Annotated in this window: 18 protein-coding genes; 15 read left to right on the top strand and 3 right to left on the bottom strand. The window is 45.8% G+C overall.

What is annotated here, in order from left to right; all coding sequences use genetic code 11:
• Positions 1–55 precede the first annotated feature (55 nt).
• The 10 genes from pflB (at position 56) to VJL_RS22530 (ending at position 10814) form a co-directional block, all read left to right on the top strand.
• A complete protein-coding gene (gene pflB / locus VJL_RS22575; protein ID WP_038881591.1) occupies positions 56–2353 on the top strand; it encodes a formate C-acetyltransferase in 2298 nt (765 codons plus the stop codon).
• 312 nt (positions 2354–2665) lie between these two features.
• A complete protein-coding gene (gene rsxA, locus VJL_RS22570) occupies positions 2666–3244 on the top strand; it encodes an electron transport complex subunit RsxA (RefSeq protein WP_005425202.1) in 579 nt (192 codons plus the stop codon).
• Between the two features lie 3 nt (positions 3245–3247).
• Complete coding sequence (gene rsxB / locus VJL_RS22565; RefSeq protein ID WP_005439677.1) at positions 3248–3841, top strand: electron transport complex subunit RsxB; 594 nt, start codon at positions 3248–3250, stop codon at positions 3839–3841.
• 8 nt (positions 3842–3849) lie between these two features.
• Positions 3850–6693: an electron transport complex subunit RsxC gene (rsxC, locus tag VJL_RS22560; RefSeq protein WP_038881589.1), complete on the top strand. Its 2844-nt coding sequence runs from the start codon at positions 3850–3852 to the stop codon at positions 6691–6693.
• Positions 6693–7739, top strand: a complete 1047-nt coding sequence (gene rsxD, locus VJL_RS22555; protein ID WP_009707287.1) for an electron transport complex subunit RsxD — start codon at positions 6693–6695, stop codon at positions 7737–7739. Before rsxC ends, rsxD begins: the two co-directional genes overlap by 1 nt.
• Before the next feature lie 7 nt (positions 7740–7746).
• Positions 7747–8385, top strand: a complete 639-nt coding sequence (rsxG, locus tag VJL_RS22550; protein ID WP_038881587.1) for an electron transport complex subunit RsxG — start codon at positions 7747–7749, stop codon at positions 8383–8385.
• Positions 8378–9070: an electron transport complex subunit E gene (locus VJL_RS22545; RefSeq protein WP_005439683.1), complete on the top strand. Its 693-nt coding sequence runs from the start codon at positions 8378–8380 to the stop codon at positions 9068–9070. Before rsxG ends, VJL_RS22545 begins: the two co-directional genes overlap by 8 nt.
• Before the next feature lie 79 nt (positions 9071–9149).
• Positions 9150–9791, top strand: a complete 642-nt coding sequence (gene nth, locus VJL_RS22540; protein ID WP_038881585.1) for an endonuclease III — start codon at positions 9150–9152, stop codon at positions 9789–9791.
• A gap of 31 nt (positions 9792–9822) precedes the next feature.
• Complete coding sequence (gene gloA / locus VJL_RS22535) at positions 9823–10239, top strand: lactoylglutathione lyase (protein WP_020196364.1); 417 nt, start codon at positions 9823–9825, stop codon at positions 10237–10239.
• A 140-nt stretch (positions 10240–10379) separates the two neighbouring features.
• Entirely contained in the window at positions 10380–10814 is a 435-nt protein-coding gene (locus tag VJL_RS22530) for a DUF2753 domain-containing protein (RefSeq protein ID WP_005439686.1), read from the top strand.
• A gap of 112 nt (positions 10815–10926) precedes the next feature.
• On the opposite strand, the gene motY is transcribed toward VJL_RS22530, so the two are convergent.
• Entirely contained in the window at positions 10927–11808 is an 882-nt protein-coding gene (motY, locus tag VJL_RS22525; RefSeq protein ID WP_038881582.1) for a flagellar protein MotY, read from the bottom strand.
• A gap of 307 nt (positions 11809–12115) precedes the next feature.
• Between motY and rnt the strand changes: the two genes are divergently transcribed.
• Both rnt and VJL_RS22515 read left to right on the top strand, forming a co-directional pair.
• Positions 12116–12760, top strand: a complete 645-nt coding sequence (rnt, locus tag VJL_RS22520) for a ribonuclease T (RefSeq protein ID WP_038869335.1) — start codon at positions 12116–12118, stop codon at positions 12758–12760.
• Positions 12761–12788: 28 nt separating this feature from the next.
• Positions 12789–14114, top strand: a complete 1326-nt coding sequence (locus VJL_RS22515) for a Na+/H+ antiporter family protein (RefSeq protein ID WP_038881580.1) — start codon at positions 12789–12791, stop codon at positions 14112–14114.
• Positions 14115–14220: 106 nt separating this feature from the next.
• Here the strand turns inward: VJL_RS22515 and VJL_RS22510 are convergent, their stop codons facing one another.
• Both VJL_RS22510 and VJL_RS22505 read right to left on the bottom strand, forming a co-directional pair.
• Positions 14221–14850: a DsbA family protein gene (locus VJL_RS22510; protein WP_038881578.1), complete on the bottom strand. Its 630-nt coding sequence runs from the start codon at positions 14848–14850 to the stop codon at positions 14221–14223.
• Positions 14851–14925: 75 nt separating this feature from the next.
• A complete protein-coding gene (locus tag VJL_RS22505; protein WP_009707292.1) occupies positions 14926–15261 on the bottom strand; it encodes a Grx4 family monothiol glutaredoxin in 336 nt (111 codons plus the stop codon).
• 242 nt (positions 15262–15503) lie between these two features.
• Between VJL_RS22505 and sodB the strand changes: the two genes are divergently transcribed.
• The 3 genes from sodB to VJL_RS22490 all read left to right on the top strand — a co-directional run bounded on the left by sodB (position 15504) and on the right by VJL_RS22490 (position 17626).
• Entirely contained in the window at positions 15504–16088 is a 585-nt protein-coding gene (sodB, locus tag VJL_RS22500; protein ID WP_038881576.1) for a superoxide dismutase [Fe], read from the top strand.
• 156 nt (positions 16089–16244) lie between these two features.
• Entirely contained in the window at positions 16245–16748 is a 504-nt protein-coding gene (locus VJL_RS22495; RefSeq protein WP_038881573.1) for a VC2046/SO_2500 family protein, read from the top strand.
• A 134-nt stretch (positions 16749–16882) separates the two neighbouring features.
• Positions 16883–17626 carry an SDR family oxidoreductase gene (locus VJL_RS22490; protein ID WP_042601271.1) on the top strand — a complete coding sequence of 248 codons (744 nt, stop codon included), beginning with the start codon at positions 16883–16885 and terminating at the stop codon, positions 17624–17626.
• The last annotated feature ends 147 nt before the right edge of the window (positions 17627–17773 follow it).

The following is a 17773-nucleotide window of genomic DNA, read 5'->3' as shown; positions in this document are numbered from 1 at the left end:
GTTCCGTCCTACTCGTCGCCTCCATTCTATTTATCAATAACTTAGGGATTTACTTATGACTATTCCGACGACTGATATGCTAGACGCATGGGCTGGATTCGCTGCTGGTGAGTGGCAAAACTCTGTCAACACTCGTGACTTCATCCAAAAAAACTACACACCCTATGAGGGAGACGAGTCCTTCTTAGCCGAGGTTAGCGCATCCACTTCAGCATTATGGAACCAAGTGCTTGAAGGCATTAAACAAGAAAGCCGCACACACGCTCCTGTTGATTTCGATACCGATCTGCCATCAACGATTACTTCTCACGATGCGGGTTACATCAACAAAGATCTGGAAAAGATCGTTGGCTTACAAACCGATCAGCCTCTAAAACGTGCAATCATCGCTAATGGTGGTATTCGCATGGTGAAAAACTCGTGCGAAGTTTATGGCCGCGAATTGGATCCAACAGTCGAAAAGATCTTCACTGAGTACCGTAAAACTCACAACAAAGCGTGTTTCGACCTTTACACCAAAGAAATCCTAGCGTGTCGTAAATCAGGCATCATCACTGGCCTTCCTGATGCCTATGGCCGTGGTCGTATCATTGGTGACTACCGTCGTATCGCCCTTTACGGTATCGACTTCTTAAAAGCGGACAAAAAAGAGCAATACAACTCGACACAAACGTTCCTAGAGCGCGGTGGCGATCTTGAGAAAACGCTTCGTCTACGTGAAGAAATTGCAGACCAAGTTCAAGCACTTGAAGACATTCGTCAAATGGGTTTGAAATACGGAATTGATATGTCGCTACCTGCAAAAACAGCGCAAGAAGCGATTCAATTTACCTACTTTGGTTACTTGGCGGCAGTTAAGTCTCAAAATGGCGCAGCAATGTCATTGGGTCGTACATCAACTTTCCTAGATGTTTACCTAGAACGTGATATCGCAAATGGCTTGATTGATGAATCGCAAGCGCAAGAGATGATCGACCACTTCATCATGAAACTGCGCATGGTTCGCTTCCTTCGTACACCAGAATACGATTCATTGTTCTCTGGCGACCCAATCTGGGCAACAGAAGCGATGGCAGGTATGGGTGTTGATGGCCGTACGCTAGTATCTAAAACGACATTCCGATACTTACATACGCTACATACTATGGGCCCTGCTCCTGAACCAAACATGACGATTCTTTGGTCAGAGCAATTGCCTGAAGCGTTCAAACAATACGCTGCAAAAGTATCGATTGATACCTCTTCTGTTCAATACGAAAACGACGATCTAATGCGTCCTGATTTCGACAATGACGACTACGCGATTGCATGTTGTGTGAGCCCGCAGATTGTTGGTCAGCACATGCAATTCTTTGGTGCACGAGCCAACCTTGCAAAAGCACTGCTTTACACTATTAATGGTGGTATCGATGAAAAATCGAAAGCGCAAGTGGGTCCGCTAGTGGACAAAGTACAAGATGAAATTCTCGACTTTGACGCTTTGATGCCACGCTTCGACAACATGTTGGAATGGCTAGCAACACAATACGTCACAGCGTTGAACATCATCCATTACTCGCATGACCGTTACAGCTACGAAGCATCACTGATGGCATTGATGGATCGCGACGTGCACCGCACTATGGCGTGTGGTATTGCAGGTCTGTCTGTTGTCGCTGACTCTTTGGCGGCAATTAAATACGCGACCGTGAAGCCTGTTCGTGATGAAGATGGCATCGCCGTTGATTTTGAAATCGAAGGTGATTATCCAAAATTTGGCAACAACGATGCCCGTGTTGATGACATCGCTTGTGATCTGGTTGAGCGCTTCATGAAGAAAATTCAGAAGATGCACACCTACCGCGAAGCAGTGCCAACTCAATCGATCCTAACGATCACATCTAACGTGGTTTACGGCAAAAAAACGGGTAATACACCAGATGGCCGTCGCGCAGGTATGCCTTTTGGCCCGGGTGCAAACCCAATGCACGGTCGTGATGAAAAAGGGGCGGTTGCGTCTTTGGCATCGGTATCTAAACTGCCGTTTGCTTACGCAAAAGATGGTATTTCTTACACCTTCTCAATTGTGCCTAACGCGCTGGGTAAAGATGACTTGAGTCAGAAGAAAAACCTAGCCGCGCTAATGGATGGTTACTTCCATCACGAAGCAAGCAACGAGGGCATTGCGATTGAAGGTGGTCAACACCTTAACGTCAACGTTCTGAACCGAGAGATGTTATTGGATGCGGTTGAACACCCAGAGAAATACCCTCAGTTGACGATTCGAGTATCCGGTTACGCGGTACGTTTTAACTCGCTAACTCGAGAGCAACAACAAGACGTGATCAGCCGAACTTTTACAGAAAAACTGTAATCGCGAGATTGTAAAATAATCAAAGCTCATACCTCTAACTCATTAGGGGTATGAGCTTTTGTCATTTCTAGCTAACCACACGAAGTGATACCAAAATCATCAACAACGCGTGCGTTAAATCAGTGGCGGAAATTGCGTTTTTCTTTGTTAACAACCATTCACCAAACTTTTCAATTTCTTATTAATTCATCTGCTCACATCACATACACGTATAATTTTCCATCGGGCGCATAAAACCACACCGTTCTCTGGTTGTTATTGGTGTCACAAAACACGATAATATTGGGATCGGATTTTAAGAACGTAATAACTATGACCGAATATATTTTGTTGTTGGTCGGCACTGTGCTGGTGAACAACTTTGTACTGGTGAAGTTTTTAGGCTTGTGTCCTTTTATGGGCGTGTCTAAAAAACTGGAAACAGCAATTGGCATGGGCTTAGCTACAACTTTTGTACTAACGCTCGCGTCTGTGTGTGCATACTTGGTGGAAAGCTATGTTTTGCGTCCACTGGGCATCGAATATTTACGAACCATGAGCTTTATTTTGGTGATCGCTGTTGTTGTACAGTTCACTGAAATGGTTGTGCACAAAACCAGCCCAACGCTGTATCGTCTGTTGGGTATCTTCCTACCTCTGATCACAACGAACTGTGCGGTTCTAGGTGTTGCTCTACTTAACATCAACGAGAACCACAACTTTATCGAATCGATCATTTACGGTTTTGGCGCAGCGGTTGGCTTCTCTTTGGTACTGATCCTATTTGCGTCAATGCGTGAACGTATTGCCGCTGCTGACGTACCTGTGCCATTTAAAGGCGCGTCGATTGCGATGATCACCGCAGGCCTGATGTCTCTTGCCTTTATGGGCTTTACAGGTTTGGTGAAGTAAACGATGAGTACGATTTTAATTGCGATCATCGCTCTTGCTGCCCTCGCCGCTGTATTTGGGGCCATACTTGGTTTTGCATCGATTCGCTTCAAAGTCGAAGCGGACCCGATTGTCGATCAAATCGATTCTATTCTTCCTCAAACTCAGTGTGGCCAATGTGGCTACCCGGGTTGTCGTCCATACGCAGAAGCAATCGCGAATGGCGATAAAATCAATAAATGTCCTCCAGGTGGTCAAGCAACCATTGAAAAACTGGCGGACCTAATGGGCGTTGAAGCGGAAGAGTCGGCACACGATCTCGACAGCAAAGTCAAAACCGTTGCTTTCATTCATGAAGACATGTGTATCGGTTGTACCAAGTGTATTCAAGCGTGTCCTGTCGATGCGATTGTTGGTGGTACTAAAGCCCTTCATACCGTTATCAAAGACGAGTGTACCGGTTGTGACTTGTGCGTTGCGCCTTGTCCAACTGACTGTATTGAAATGATTCCTGTGGAAACTACCACAGAGAGCTGGAAGTGGAAGCTTAACGCTATTCCAGTAGTTAACATTACGGATGCTGCCAATGCAGCGAACGTGACTGATTCAATTAAATAAGGTTTCGTATGTTGTCTTTGATTGAACAAATTCGTACTGGTTCGCTATGGGATTTCCCAGGCGGCGTGCATCCGGCAGAAAACAAAAAGCAATCCAACAAAACTGAATTGGTTCATGCAGCCATTCCGTCGGAAATCGTCCTACCTTTAAAACAACACATCGGTAAAGCAGGTAATCTATTGATTGCTGTTGGTGACACAGTGTTGAAAGGTCAACAGCTAACGGCGTCAGACAGTGGTTTCACCGTTCCTGTTCATGCGCCAACTTCTGGGCAAGTGACAGCTATTGAGCCACGAACCGTCGCTCACCCATCGGGTTTAAGCGAACTGTGCGCAGTGATTACGCCAGATGGTAACGATACTTGGTGTGAGAAAACGCCAGTTGCCGATTATACCCAAGAATCTGCAGATGCGTTAATCGATGTGATTCGCCTTGCTGGTATCTCGGGCATGGGTGGCGCAGGCTTCCCAACGGCTAAGAAGATCCAATCGGGCATTGCACGTACCGAAATTCTTATCGTCAACGCGGCTGAATGTGAACCTTACATCACCGCCGATGACAAACTCATGCAGGAGCATGCGGACGAACTGATCCAAGGGATCGAGATCGTCGAGCATATCCTTAAGCCAAAACTGACCATCATTGGTATTGAAGATAACAAGCCAGCAGCAATTAAAGCGCTGGAACAAGCGGCGATGAACAAAGACATCGTGATTCGCGTTATCCCAACCAAATACCCTTCTGGTGGTGAGAAGCAGCTCATCAAGATTTTAACCAACAAAGAAGTTCCTAGCGGCGCTATCCCTGCTGATATTGGCATTCTGGTTCAAAACGTTGGTTCTCTCTACTCAATTAAACGTGCAGTGATCGATGGCGAACCTGTGGTAAATCGCATCGTGACTCTGACAGGTAAGACCTTCAAGCAACCACGTAACGTTTGGACGCTACTTGGTACGCCAGTACAAGCACTGTTAGACGAGTTCGGCTACAGATCAGATAAGAAACTGCAGCGCCTGATCATGGGTGGCCCAATGATGGGCTTTACCCTACCCCACGCTCAGGTTCCTATCACTAAAACAGCAAACTGTATTCTGGCACCGAAGCGTCGTGAGATCGCTTCTGACCAATACGAAATGGAATGTATCCGTTGTAGCCAATGTGCGGAAGCGTGCCCTGCCTCGCTATTGCCACAGCAGCTTCAGTGGTATGCAAAAAGCCAAGAATACGAAAAGCTGGAAGAGCTGAACTTAAAAGACTGTATTGAATGTGGCGCGTGTGCGTTTGTGTGTCCGAGTGAAATCCCACTGGTTCAATACTATCGTCAAGCGAAAGCTGAAATCCGAACACGCGCTCAAGAAGCGGCAGCCGCTGAACGAGCTAAGCTGCGCTTTGAAGAGAAGAAAGCGCGTATGGAACGCGAAAAAGCAGAACGTGAAAATCGCTTTAAGAAAGCCGCGGATGATCGTCGTAAAGACATGAAAGCCTCTGGCGGTGATGATGCGATTGCCGCAGCCATCGCTCGCGTGAAAGCACAAAAAGATAATACTGAAGCGAAAGCCGAGCCAGCAGTGAAACCAGCGGTTGCTGCCGCGATTGCCAAAGCAAAAGCGAAACAAGCTGCAGCGGCTCAATCTGGCGCAGCCGAGCCTGATAACTCAGAAATGGCGAAGCTACGCGAAGAACGCAAACGCCTTGCTCGCGAACGCAAAGTGCAAAAAGAACAAGGCGACGCATCTACGGATAATGCTGACGACAAGAAGTCAGCGGTTGCAGCAGCGATTGCCCGTGCTAAGGCGAAGAAAGCTCAACAAGAAGACGCATCAACACCTACTGAAGCTGGTGATAAGAAAGCAGCCATCGCAGCAGCTATCGCCAGAGCTAAAGCGAAAAAAGCACAACAAGAAGATTCGACCGAATCTGTAGAAACGGAAGCACCTGTTAAACAAGCTGAAGATCCGAAGAAAGCCGCTGTTGCCGCTGCCATTGCCCGTGCTAAAACGCGCAAAGCTCAGCAAGAAGACTCTACGGAATCTGCAGAAGCGGAAACACCTGCAGAACAATCTGAAGATCCAAAGAAAGCTGCTGTTGCCGCTGCCATTGCTCGCGCTAAGGCACGCAAAGCTCAGCAAGAAGACTCTACGGAATCTGCAGAAGCGGAAACACCAGCAGAACAATCTGAAGATCCAAAGAAAGCTGCTGTTGCCGCTGCCATTGCTCGCGCTAAAGCACGCAAAGCTCAGCAAGAAGCACAAACAGAATCTGTTGAAGCTGAAGCTCCTTCTGAAGAACCAGAAGTGGATCCGAAGAAAGCTGCTGTTGCCGCAGCCATTGCTCGTGCTAAAGCACGCAAAGCTCAGCAAGAAGCACAAACAGAATCTGTTGAAGAAACGCCTTCTGAAGAGCCAGAAGTGGATCCGAAGAAAGCCGCGGTTGCCGCAGCTATTGCTCGTGCTAAGGCACGTAAAGCGAAGCAGGAAGCACAAACAGAGTCTATTGAAGAGACACCTTCTGAAGAGCCAGAAGTGGATCCAAAGAAAGCCGCGGTTGCCGCTGCCATTGCTCGCGCTAAAGCACGTAAAGCGAAGCAGGAAGCACAAACAGAATCTGTTGAAGAAACGCCTTCTGAAGAGCCAGAAGTGGATCCAAAGAAAGCCGCGGTTGCCGCTGCCATTGCTCGTGCCAAAGCACGTAAAGCTCAGCAAGAAGCACAAACAGAATCTGTTGAAGAAACACCTTCTGAAGAACCAGAAGTGGATCCGAAGAAAGCTGCTGTTGCCGCTGCCATTGCTCGCGCTAAAGCACGTAAAGCTCAGCAAGAAGCGAATAAGAACAATACTGAGGAGAACGAGTAATGTCGTTTTTTATTGCCAGTTCACCACACGCTCACAGCCGTCGCAGCACGCCTGATTTGATGAAATGGGTAGCACTGTGCGCTATTCCTGGCTTAGTGGCTCAAACCTATTTCTTTGGTTGGGGCACCATCATTCAACTTGTGTTCGCTATTGCGGTCGCAGTGTCACTTGAAGCATTAGTCATGCTTGTGCGTAAACGTTCTCCAATGCGTGCGCTGCGTGATAACAGTGCCATCGTGACAGCCTGGCTATTAGCTGTGGCAATCCCACCATGGTCTCCTTGGTGGATCATGGTTATCGGTTTGATTTTTGCCATCGTTATTGCAAAGCACTTATACGGTGGTATTGGCCAAAACCTATTTAACCCAGCGATGGTCGCTTACGTTGTATTGCTTATCTCCTTCCCTGTCCAAATGACAAGTTGGAGTGCACCTGTTTCATTAATGTCTGAGCATGTGACTTTTGCAGACGCGTTGTCTCTGATCTTCACTGGCTATGATTTTGATGGTTTGTCGCTACAACAAGTTCGTGCCGGCGTGGATGGCGTAACAATGGCAACTCCATTAGATGCATTCAAAACCGGTATTCACACTGGTGCTACGCCAAGTGAAGTACTTTCACAGCCAATGTTTGGTGGGCTTGCGGGTATCGGTTGGCAATGGGTAAACCTAGCTTACTTGGTTGGTGGCCTAGTGATGATCAAGAAACGCATCATCCAATGGTACATTCCTGTTGGTTTCCTAGGTAGCTTGGCACTGTTTAGTACCGTCTTTAGCTTGATCATGCCGGGAGAAACCGCGTCACCAATCTTCCACCTACTTTCAGGTGCAACGATGTTAGGCGCGTTCTTTATCGCAACCGATCCTGTTTCAGCATCAACGACCGTGAAAGGTCGCTTAATTTTCGGTGCTCTCATCGGCGCGTTGGTATTCATTATTCGTAGTTGGGGTGGCTTCCCAGATGGCGTTGCGTTCGCCGTTCTGCTTGCCAATATGTGTGTACCGTTGATCGACTACTACACCAAACCAAGAACTTACGGTCACTGAGGTAAACATGTTAACCGCTATTAGAAAAAATGGTCTGACATTGGCGATCTTCGCCTGTGCAACAACCGGTCTTGTGGCACTGACTCAGTACCTAACAAAAGATCAAATTAAGCTTCAGGAACAAAAGCAATTGCTATCGGTTCTTAACCAAGTGATTCCGGAAGAAATGCACGACAACAACCTTGTCGCAGCATGTACTATGGTATCTGCACCCGATCTAGGTACGGTTCGCTCGATGCCAACTTACATTGCGACCAAAGATGGTAAACCTACGGCAATGGCAATTGAGTCTATCGCACCAGATGGCTACAACGGTGAAATCAAAATCATTACCGGCATCGATAACCAAGGCAAGATCCTTGGTACCCGTATCCTAAGCCATCAAGAAACGCCGGGATTGGGTGATAAAATTGATTTACGCGTTACGGATTGGATCTTGAGCTTCACCGGTAAGCAAGTGACAGAAAGTAACTGGAATTCTTGGCGAGTTCGTAAAGATGGTGGCGATTTCGATCAGTTTACTGGCGCAACCATTACCCCTCGTGCGGTAGTGAAAGCGGTGAGAAACACAGTAAACTATGTAAATAAGTCTCGTGATGAGATTCTGAATCAGCCCCTAGACTGCGCAGGAGGCAACCATGAGTGAAAATAAACTGCTAATGAAAAACGGCATGTGGAGCAACAACCCTGCCCTAGTGCAACTTCTGGGTTTGTGTCCTCTGCTTGCTGTTTCTTCGACCATTACCAACGCCCTTGGTTTGGGTATTGCGACTTTGTTGGTGCTTGTCGGTTCTAACCTGACAGTTTCACTGATTCGTAACTACGTACCAAAAGAAATCCGTATTCCGGTCTTTGTTATGATCATCGCAGCCTTGGTAACTTGTGTTCAACTCTTGATGAACGCTTATGCCTACGGACTGTATCTATCTCTGGGTATCTTCATCCCATTGATCGTAACCAACTGTATTATCATCGGCCGTGCGGAAGCTTACGCATCGAAGAATGATCCATTACCAGCAGCATTGGATGGTTTCTGGATGGGTCTTGGTATGACAACCGTATTAGTTGTACTTGGCGCTATGCGTGAACTTATCGGCAACGGCACCTTATTCGATGGTGCAGACCTATTATTGGGTGACTGGGCTGCGGCACTGCGTATTCAAGTTTTCCACTTCGATAGCAGCTTCTTACTGGCATTATTGCCGCCAGGTGCGTTTATCGGCGTAGGACTTTTGATTGCGTTGAAAAACGTTATCGACAGCTCAATTCAGGAACGTCAGCCGAAAGAAGAAAAACCAGCCATTGAGCGCGCCCGCGTAACTAACGCATAATACAAGAATTCTAAAATCAAGGCTCTACCACTCGTAGGGCCTTTTTCATAAACCGCAAAGACGGGTTTGGAAGTCAGCAATGAACAAAGTCAAAAGAATTGAAATTCTCGAACGACTCCGAGAAAACAATCCCAATCCTCAGACAGAGCTCAACTGGAGCACGCCGTTTGAGTTGCTTATCGCCGTACTGCTTTCTGCGCAGGCGACGGACGTAAGCGTAAACAAGGCAACAGACAAGCTCTACCCTGTTGCGAACACGCCTCAAGGCATTCTTGATTTGGGTGTCGATGGTTTAAAGGAATACATCAAAACCATCGGTCTGTTTAATTCAAAAGCCGAAAACACCATCAAGACTTGTAAGATCTTACTAGAGAAGCACAACAGTGAAGTACCAGAAGATCGTGCAGCACTAGAGGCTTTGCCGGGTGTCGGTCGTAAAACCGCTAACGTGGTACTGAATACCGCCTTCGGTTGGCCAACTATCGCGGTGGACACACACATCTATCGTGTTTCTAACCGTACAAAGTTTGCGATGGGTAAAACCGTCGATGACGTAGAAGAAAAACTGCTAAAAGTGGTGCCAAAAGAGTTTAAGCTTGATGTACACCACTGGCTGATCCTTCATGGTCGTTACACATGTGTGGCAAGAAAACCGCGCTGTGGTAGCTGCATCATTGAAGATCTCTGTGAATACAAAGAAAAAGTGTACCCAGACGAATAAACCCGTCTGAAACAATCGCTAGGAGCAAATAATGTCAAACGGTCGAATTCTTCACACCATGCTACGCGTGGGTGATCTAGACAAATCTATCAAGTTCTACACTGAAGTAATGGGCATGCAGCTACTTCGTACCAATGAAAATAAAGAGTACGAATACACGCTAGCATTCTTAGGTTACGGTGATGAGTCTCAAGGTGCCGTCATCGAGCTGACTTACAACTGGGGTACAACCGAGTACGACTTAGGCTCTGCATTTGGCCATATCGCAATTGGCGTAGACGATATCTACTCAACTTGTGACGCAATCAAAGCAGCAGGTGGCAATGTCACTCGTGAAGCGGGCCCAGTAAAAGGCGGTACAACGCACATCGCTTTCGTGAAAGACCCTGATGGCTACATGATCGAGCTGATCCAAAACAAGCAAGCATCAGCAGGATTAGAGGGCTAAACCCAGCCCCCATTCTGAAATGCTGTAAAAGATGACAGGCAGATCTGAGAGCTGCCTGCTCATTTATAAACAAATATCTTTACTTGATAATAATTATCGTTTAGATTTATTCGCAACATCGATATGTGGGACAAACGATAATGATCAGTGAATGGGAAAAACACACACTTCTAGCCGATACTGCTCTTCAACTAGATGACCCTGTTCGCAGCATTCTTCATTACCAGCAAGCCCTTAGCCTGAGTGAAGATATTAGCGAATGCGTGGAAATAGAAGCTGATGAACGCTTACTAATTTCAGTGATTTCATGCCATAACCTCGCTCAATTTTGGCGCTGGGCTGGCGATACCGAGTATGAACTCAAATATCTGCAACTCGCATCTGAAAAAGTACTCACACTGATTCCTCAGTGCCCAAACAAAGATTGCGCGAGCTTTATTGATTCGATTGGCTGCTGTACAAAAGCACTGATTGATTTTATGAAACGACATCCGAATCCAGCGATTGCAAAACAAGTCGAAAAGATTGATACGGCTACGAATTGCGAAATCATTGCTAAATTTCGCTTAAACTAGCTGAAGTGACATGAAGGTAGCAACACAAGCGCATAAGTACTTTCAACAAGAACACAGTTATATAGAAACGCCAGAGTCTGACTCTGGCGTTTTTATTTGGTTAGCATTTCAATTAAACCTGAGTTCGTCCTAGCGAAATCACCACACGGCGATTCTTATCTTTACCAATTGGTGAGCCATTATCAGCAATTGGTCGACGCTTGCCGTAGCCCTGCACTTGAATACGATCACCCGATAAACCCAGAGATTCGAAATACGCTCTAAGTGACTCTGCTCTTCTTTCTGAAAGACTTTGACTCGCACTCTTGCCATCCGTTGAATCTGTGTAGGTTGCAACAAGGACTAAATCGATATCTTGGTTGTGACGAACATAATCAGCAATTTGAGCCAAACGCTTCTTCGACGCTTTTGTTAACTGATCGCCTTGACGTTCATAGTGAAGAATCGTAAAGGCAATATCTTCGAAACTGTACTTCAACAAGTTAGCAATACAGTTACTAAAGGCATTGTATTTGCTCTGAAAAAGCACCGAAGACAAGGCAACTTCAATACGTTGGTCACGACTTTGCCAATCTTGGTAGCTAAATGTCGGATAGCGCCCTTTTTCTAGCTCAGACAAAATGCCCCATGCCGTTTGACCACCCACGTAACCATCGAACTGCTTAAAGAACCTAAGATTAGTGATTCGGTCCGCATGCTCTCCCGGACGCCAAGGAGGCGGCATTGAAATCAAACTCACGTTGCGTGTTTCACCCATTGGGCGGCGCATTTTCAGTTCGAAATCCAAATTGATCTTTTTGCTCGCACGAGACGAAAATACCGCGTCACCAAATCCAGGAATAGGATGCACAAGTTGGCATTCCAATGGCGTATTCATCACCATTTCCCATTGTGACTGTTGCGGAGTGGCGACGTAGCGTTTACCCATTGATGCAAAACTATGTGCACTGAGTAAAGATAACGCGACGCCACTGGTTACAAGCCATTTATTCATCTAGGTACTATCTCTCAAACGGCACTCTATTGCCGCTTATTCGCCTGAATTAAAAACACGTGAAAGAATGCAAAAATCCCGCCAACATAAAAATAGCAACTTGATAGAAGGACTTAAGGGATGATTTGGCAAGCGCATAAAATGGGAAATAACATCACGAGAATAACAGGTGACCTTCCCCCTTATTTTTAGTTATAAGTCTCACCCAATACGGACGAAACAGAATTCTACATTTATCCAAATTGCGGTTTTTCTCATCGATAGAATCTGCAATAATGCAGCCTTCGTCACACAAAAATAAGCCAACATGACAATAGAAAATGAAGCTCTAACCCTGAAAAAGCGTTTTCGTGGTTATTTTCCAGTGGTAGTTGACGTTGAGACCGCAGGTTTCAATGCTCAAACTGATGCACTTTTAGAAATCTGTGCCGTAACGTTGAGCATGGATGAAAACGGCGATTTGCATCCTGCCTCCACCATTCATTTTCATATCGAACCTTTTGAAGGCGCGAATTTAGAAAAAGAAGCGCTAGAATTCAACGGCATTCGTGACCCTTTTAGCCCACTCCGTGGTGCTGTCTCTGAGCAAGAAGCGCTGAAAGAAATTTATAAGTTGATCCGTAAAGAGCAAAAAGCAGAAGATTGCTCGCGTGCAATCATGGTGGCGCATAACGCGGCTTTCGACTTAAGTTTTGTTAATGCAGCCAACGAACGCTGCAAACTAAAAAGAGTCCCTTTCCATCCATTTGCCACTTTTGATACCGCGACATTAAGTGGACTTGCTTATGGCCAAACTGTTCTGGCTAAAGCATGCAAAACAGCAGGGATGGACTTTGACAATCGTGAAGCACACTCTGCGCTTTACGATACACAAAAAACTGCAGAGCTATTCTGCGGCATCGTAAACAAATGGAAGGCCCTAGGCGGTTGGCCGCTTGTTAGCGAAGAATAATAAATAAACACAACATATTAGGAAAAGTATGAATCCTGTCGTTATATCTGTGTGCGTCATGCTCGTGTTAGCATTGATGCGCGTAAACGTGGTGGTTGCCCTCACGTTTAGTGCCATCGTTGGTGGCCTTGTTGCTGGTATGAGTCTTACCGATACTGTTTCTGCCTTTGAAAGCGGACTCGGCGGCGGTGCAACCATCGCATTAAGCTATGCAATGCTTGGTACATTTGCCGTTGCGATTTCTCGCTCGGGGATTACTGACCTACTTGCTAAAAGCGTTATCAAGCGCCTAAATGGCAAAGAAAGCTCTGCGTCGACTACTGGTCTTAAATACGCAGTATTGGTTGTGCTTGTCCTTGTCACCATGTCATCTCAAAACGTGATTCCGGTACACATCGCCTTTATTCCAATTTTGATTCCACCTCTTTTGGGCGTTTTCGCTAAGCTGAAGCTGGACCGTCGTTTGGTCGCTTGTGTGCTTACCTTCGGTTTGATCACGCCTTATATGATTCTACCAATCGGTTTTGGTGGCATCTTCCTAAACAACATCCTATTGAAGAACTTACATGACAATGGTCTAACAGATGTCGTGGCAAGCCAAGTACCGACAGCAATGCTGTTGCCGGGCGCAGGTATGTTGTTTGGCCTTCTGACGGCAATCTTCTTTAGCTACCGTAAACCTCGTGAATACAAAGAAACTGAACTGACCGTTGTTCAAGAATCTGAAGAGAAGCTAAATAAGAAACACATTTTGGTTGCTGGCTTAGGTATTCTTGCTGCGCTAAGCGTACAGCTATACACGGGCTCAATGATCATCGGTGCACTAGCTGGCTTTATGGTATTCACCTTCGGTGGTGTTATCGCATGGAAAGAGACGCACGATGTGTTCACTAAAGGTGTACACATGATGGCAATGATCGGTTTCATCATGATTGCAGCGGCAGGTTTTGCGGCAGTAATGAAGCAAACTGGCGGCGTTGAAACACTAGTACAATCACTATCAACAAGCATCGGCGATAACAAACCTCTAGCTGCTCTGCTTATGCTGATTGTTGGTCTATTGGTCACTATGGGCATTGGTTCATCGTTCTCTACGATTCCAATCCTTGCAACTATCTATGTCCCGCTATCACTAGCGTTCGGCTTCTCACCAATGGCAACTATCGCACTAGTCGGTACTGCTGCTGCGCTAGGTGATGCAGGCTCTCCAGCTTCTGATTCAACCTTAGGTCCAACATCGGGGCTAAATGCGGATGGCCAACACGAGCATATTTGGGAAACCGTAGTTCCGACATTTATCCACTACAACATTCCACTGATCATCTTCGGTTGGATTGCTGCAATGGTGCTGTAATCGCATCATTTGAATGGATACAATTCGTTACGAAAAAGCCGCTCGAGTGAGCGGCTTTTTGTTAATTTGAATACCTACGAATAACGCTTTAGAGGCTTCAATTCAATCATTGAGCGGACATATTATCAACGATGCGCTCTCGAATAAGCTTTAGCGTCGCCTCAGTCGATAGGTAATCAACTTCAATCGGGAAGTAAGCATCGTTGATTTGCAGTACCAAGCTTGGGTACCCGTTCACACCAAGGCTTTTTGCAAGACTCAACTGATCTTGGAACACGCCTTCTAACAAAGCGCCATCCATATCGTTTTTGAACTGTTGAACGTTCAAACCAATCTCTTTTGCCAATTGCAGGTGCGTTGCTTCTTCGTGAGGAGGAAGAGCTCGCAGGTAGTACGCATGCTGAATTGCTTCTAACATTTGCTCATAAGAATCTTGGAACCCCGCGGCGATAACCGCACGGCATGATTGGTATGTACTTCTTACTGGCGTACACAAGGTCCAGAAATCATAATTGAACTTGGTGCCAAGCTGGCGCTCGATCTGCTTCCAAATTTGTTCGATCTTTTGTTGCATTTCTGGAGGCATCGGCAGATTAGTATCTGGCGCAAGGCCACCCACAACATACTCAAACTGAATCACACCCGGCAGTTGCTGCTTCAATTTTTCGATGGTTGGTTTGTAGCCCCAACACCAGCTGCACATTGGATCATGTACGTAGTAAAGCTTCAAGTTCATTCCACTAACCTAAAAAAGAAAAAGGAGCCAATGCGGCTCCTTTGTATTCTATCGCCAAATGTGAGTATTTACGAATTACTCAGCGTCACCTTCAACGCGTGCTGCCGCTTCTTTGATAAGAGGCTGAAGCTCACCTTTCTGGAACATTTCCAAAATGATGTCACAACCACCGATCAGTTCGCCTTCAACCCATAGTTGTGGGAATGTAGGCCATTGAGCGTATTTAGGTAGTTCAGCACGAATGTCTGGGTTTTGTAGGATGTCTACGTAAGCGAACTTCTCGCCACATGCCATTAGCGCTTGTGCTGCTTGAGAAGAGAAACCACAGCTAGGCAGTTTCGGTGATCCTTTCATGTACAGCAAGATTGTGTTTTCAGAGATCTGCTGTTTGATTTTATCGATAGTTTCCATCGCTTCCTCATTCATGGATGTGAACTTTAGTTATTGCCACATTTTACTCAATAAACACAGAATATAAACCATATAATTAGTAAGTCTTTATTGGTTTTATCTTAAAATATTTTCATATCGGGGTTTTAATAAAGTAAAAACTTGCTAAAATACTTTTCAAGTCAGTCGTAAAGACTACATATAAATAAAAACACTGGAAGCAATCGAAAGGTAACCCTTTCATATCTATGGAGAATTGAGCAATGGCATTTGAACTACCAGCTCTACCTTACGCGAAAGACGCACTAGAACCACACATCTCTGCAGAGACTCTAGATTTCCACCACGGTAAGCACCACAACACTTACGTTGTTAAGCTAAACGGTCTTATCCCTGGTACTGAGTTCGAAGGCAAAACACTAGAAGAGATCATCAAGACTTCTACTGGTGGCGTATTCAACAACGCAGCACAGATCTGGAACCACACGTTCTACTGGCACTGTCTAGCTCCAAACGCGGGCGGCGAACCAACTGGTGCAGTTGCTGAAGCAATCAACGCAGCATTCGGTTCTTTCGAAGAATTCAAAGCGAAGTTCACTGATTCAGCAATCAACAACTTCGGTTCTTCATGGACTTGGCTAGTTAAGAAAGCTGACGGTTCTCTAGAGATCGTTAACACTTCTAACGCTGCAACGCCTCTAACAGAAGAAGGTACCACTCCACTTCTAACTGTTGACCTTTGGGAACACGCGTACTACATCGATTACCGCAACGTACGTCCTGATTACATGAACGGCTTCTGGGCTCTTGTAAACTGGGACTTCGTAGCTGAGAACCTAGCGAAGTAATTTACTTCCCCCTAAGTTCAATTTAGTCATATTTAAAAGCTCGCATTATTGCGGGCTTTTTTATTGCTTCTCCGACCTATTTTTTCAATTAATCCCCTCTTTTTCCTAAAGTTCTTCCCTTCGTTGCCGTTAAAAGTGCATTAAGCGAGGAACATCATGCAAATCCATACTTTAGACAAGGCAGTAATCATCAACGAACTTCAGTTCGGCAATGGTATTAACCATGCTGTACATGAAGGTCGCCGCGCTGATTTCTCGCTGATTCTGTCTATGTTCTCTAATGATGTTCGCGATGTAGTCCCGGTTGAAGAAGTACAAGAAGTCATTACAAGCGATGACCTCCTTCGTAAACAGTTTGGTTTATCACAACCACAAGCGCTTCGCTCAGACAGCAGCAGTTACGAGCTAGCTGCAGAGCAAGCAAAGCAGTTTCATGATGCGGGTTTACCGTCTGCTAAGCTAAGCCACTACCTTAAACCTGATGCACTAACATATTTGCCTCAAGACACGTTCAACCTACCGGAAAACGTCTATCACAACCTTTCCGGTCATGAGCGCCGTTGTTTAGGCGAACGTAACAAAACACTGATTCCTGACGCTGGGCTTTACAATCAATTAGTGACGGCACAGCGTCAGTATCAAATCCAAGCGCAAGCTTAACGCTCCGTGTTCACCCCAACTGATTGCATTCTGCACACGTCAGAAATGTGACGCCTTACAAATTCCCAAACAATAGTTGCGGTTCAAAAGCGTTACTTTGAAGCTTTTCACACTGAGCTCATAAAAATTCATCCATGCTGTTAGCACAAACCACTGATGTATTGTTTAACACAAGAAATGACAGTGTAGGTGCTATGGATATTAAAGAATCAATCATTCTCGTCACTTCCGCAGGAACTATCCTCGGCAGAACATGCTCTAGTCACTTTGCCCACTTAGGGGCAACGATTGTTCTTTGCGACCAGAATCCAACGGCCTTGAGAGCCAGTTATGAGCAAATTAGCGCCTTTTCAGATAAGGTGTACGCCATTAATGTGTGCAGTGATAACACCACGTCCATCAATTTATTGTTTGACCAAATAGAATCTCAGCTTGGTGCGACACCAGATGTCATCGTCAATTGTTGGACCAGTTCACCAATGCCAAGTTTGATGGCTCCAGAACCAATGAGTACTTATATCGATCATCTTTCATCTGCGGCTCGCTTTCTTTATACCTATGGTCAAGTGAGCGCAGAGCGCTTCCGCTCCAGAGAAAAGAAAGGCGTAATCGTCAATGTCATTTCTCATGATAATCATGAAGATCTCACGGGTGTGGAAAGCATGGCGGCATTAGTCTCTGGTTTTACCCACAGCTGGGCAAAAGAACTGACCCCTTTCAACATCCGAGTTGGTGGTGTCATCCCTTCAGTAAATCATACGAGTGAAGATGTAGATGAACGACATTGGGCGCAAATTCAAGACGAGCTAGTGAGGAATACGGCTTATATTGTTGCTAACGAGTACTTTAGCGGTCGAGTCGTAACGACCGAAGTCTGAGTAAACCTCCTAACCAAAACACCTCTTCAAGCAGAACTTCTCATAATTTGAAAAGCATAAAAAATGTATGGTCCGCCCCGTTATTGCAACTACAATTAAGTAATAACGGAGTTGGTTTGCGCTAATGTATTCGGAGTCCTTGTTGGG

This window comes from Vibrio jasicida CAIM 1864 = LMG 25398 (assembly GCF_000400365.1).
GTDB lineage: Bacteria > Pseudomonadota > Gammaproteobacteria > Enterobacterales > Vibrionaceae > Vibrio > Vibrio jasicida.
This window is presented reverse-complemented; position numbering and strand designations above follow the sequence as displayed.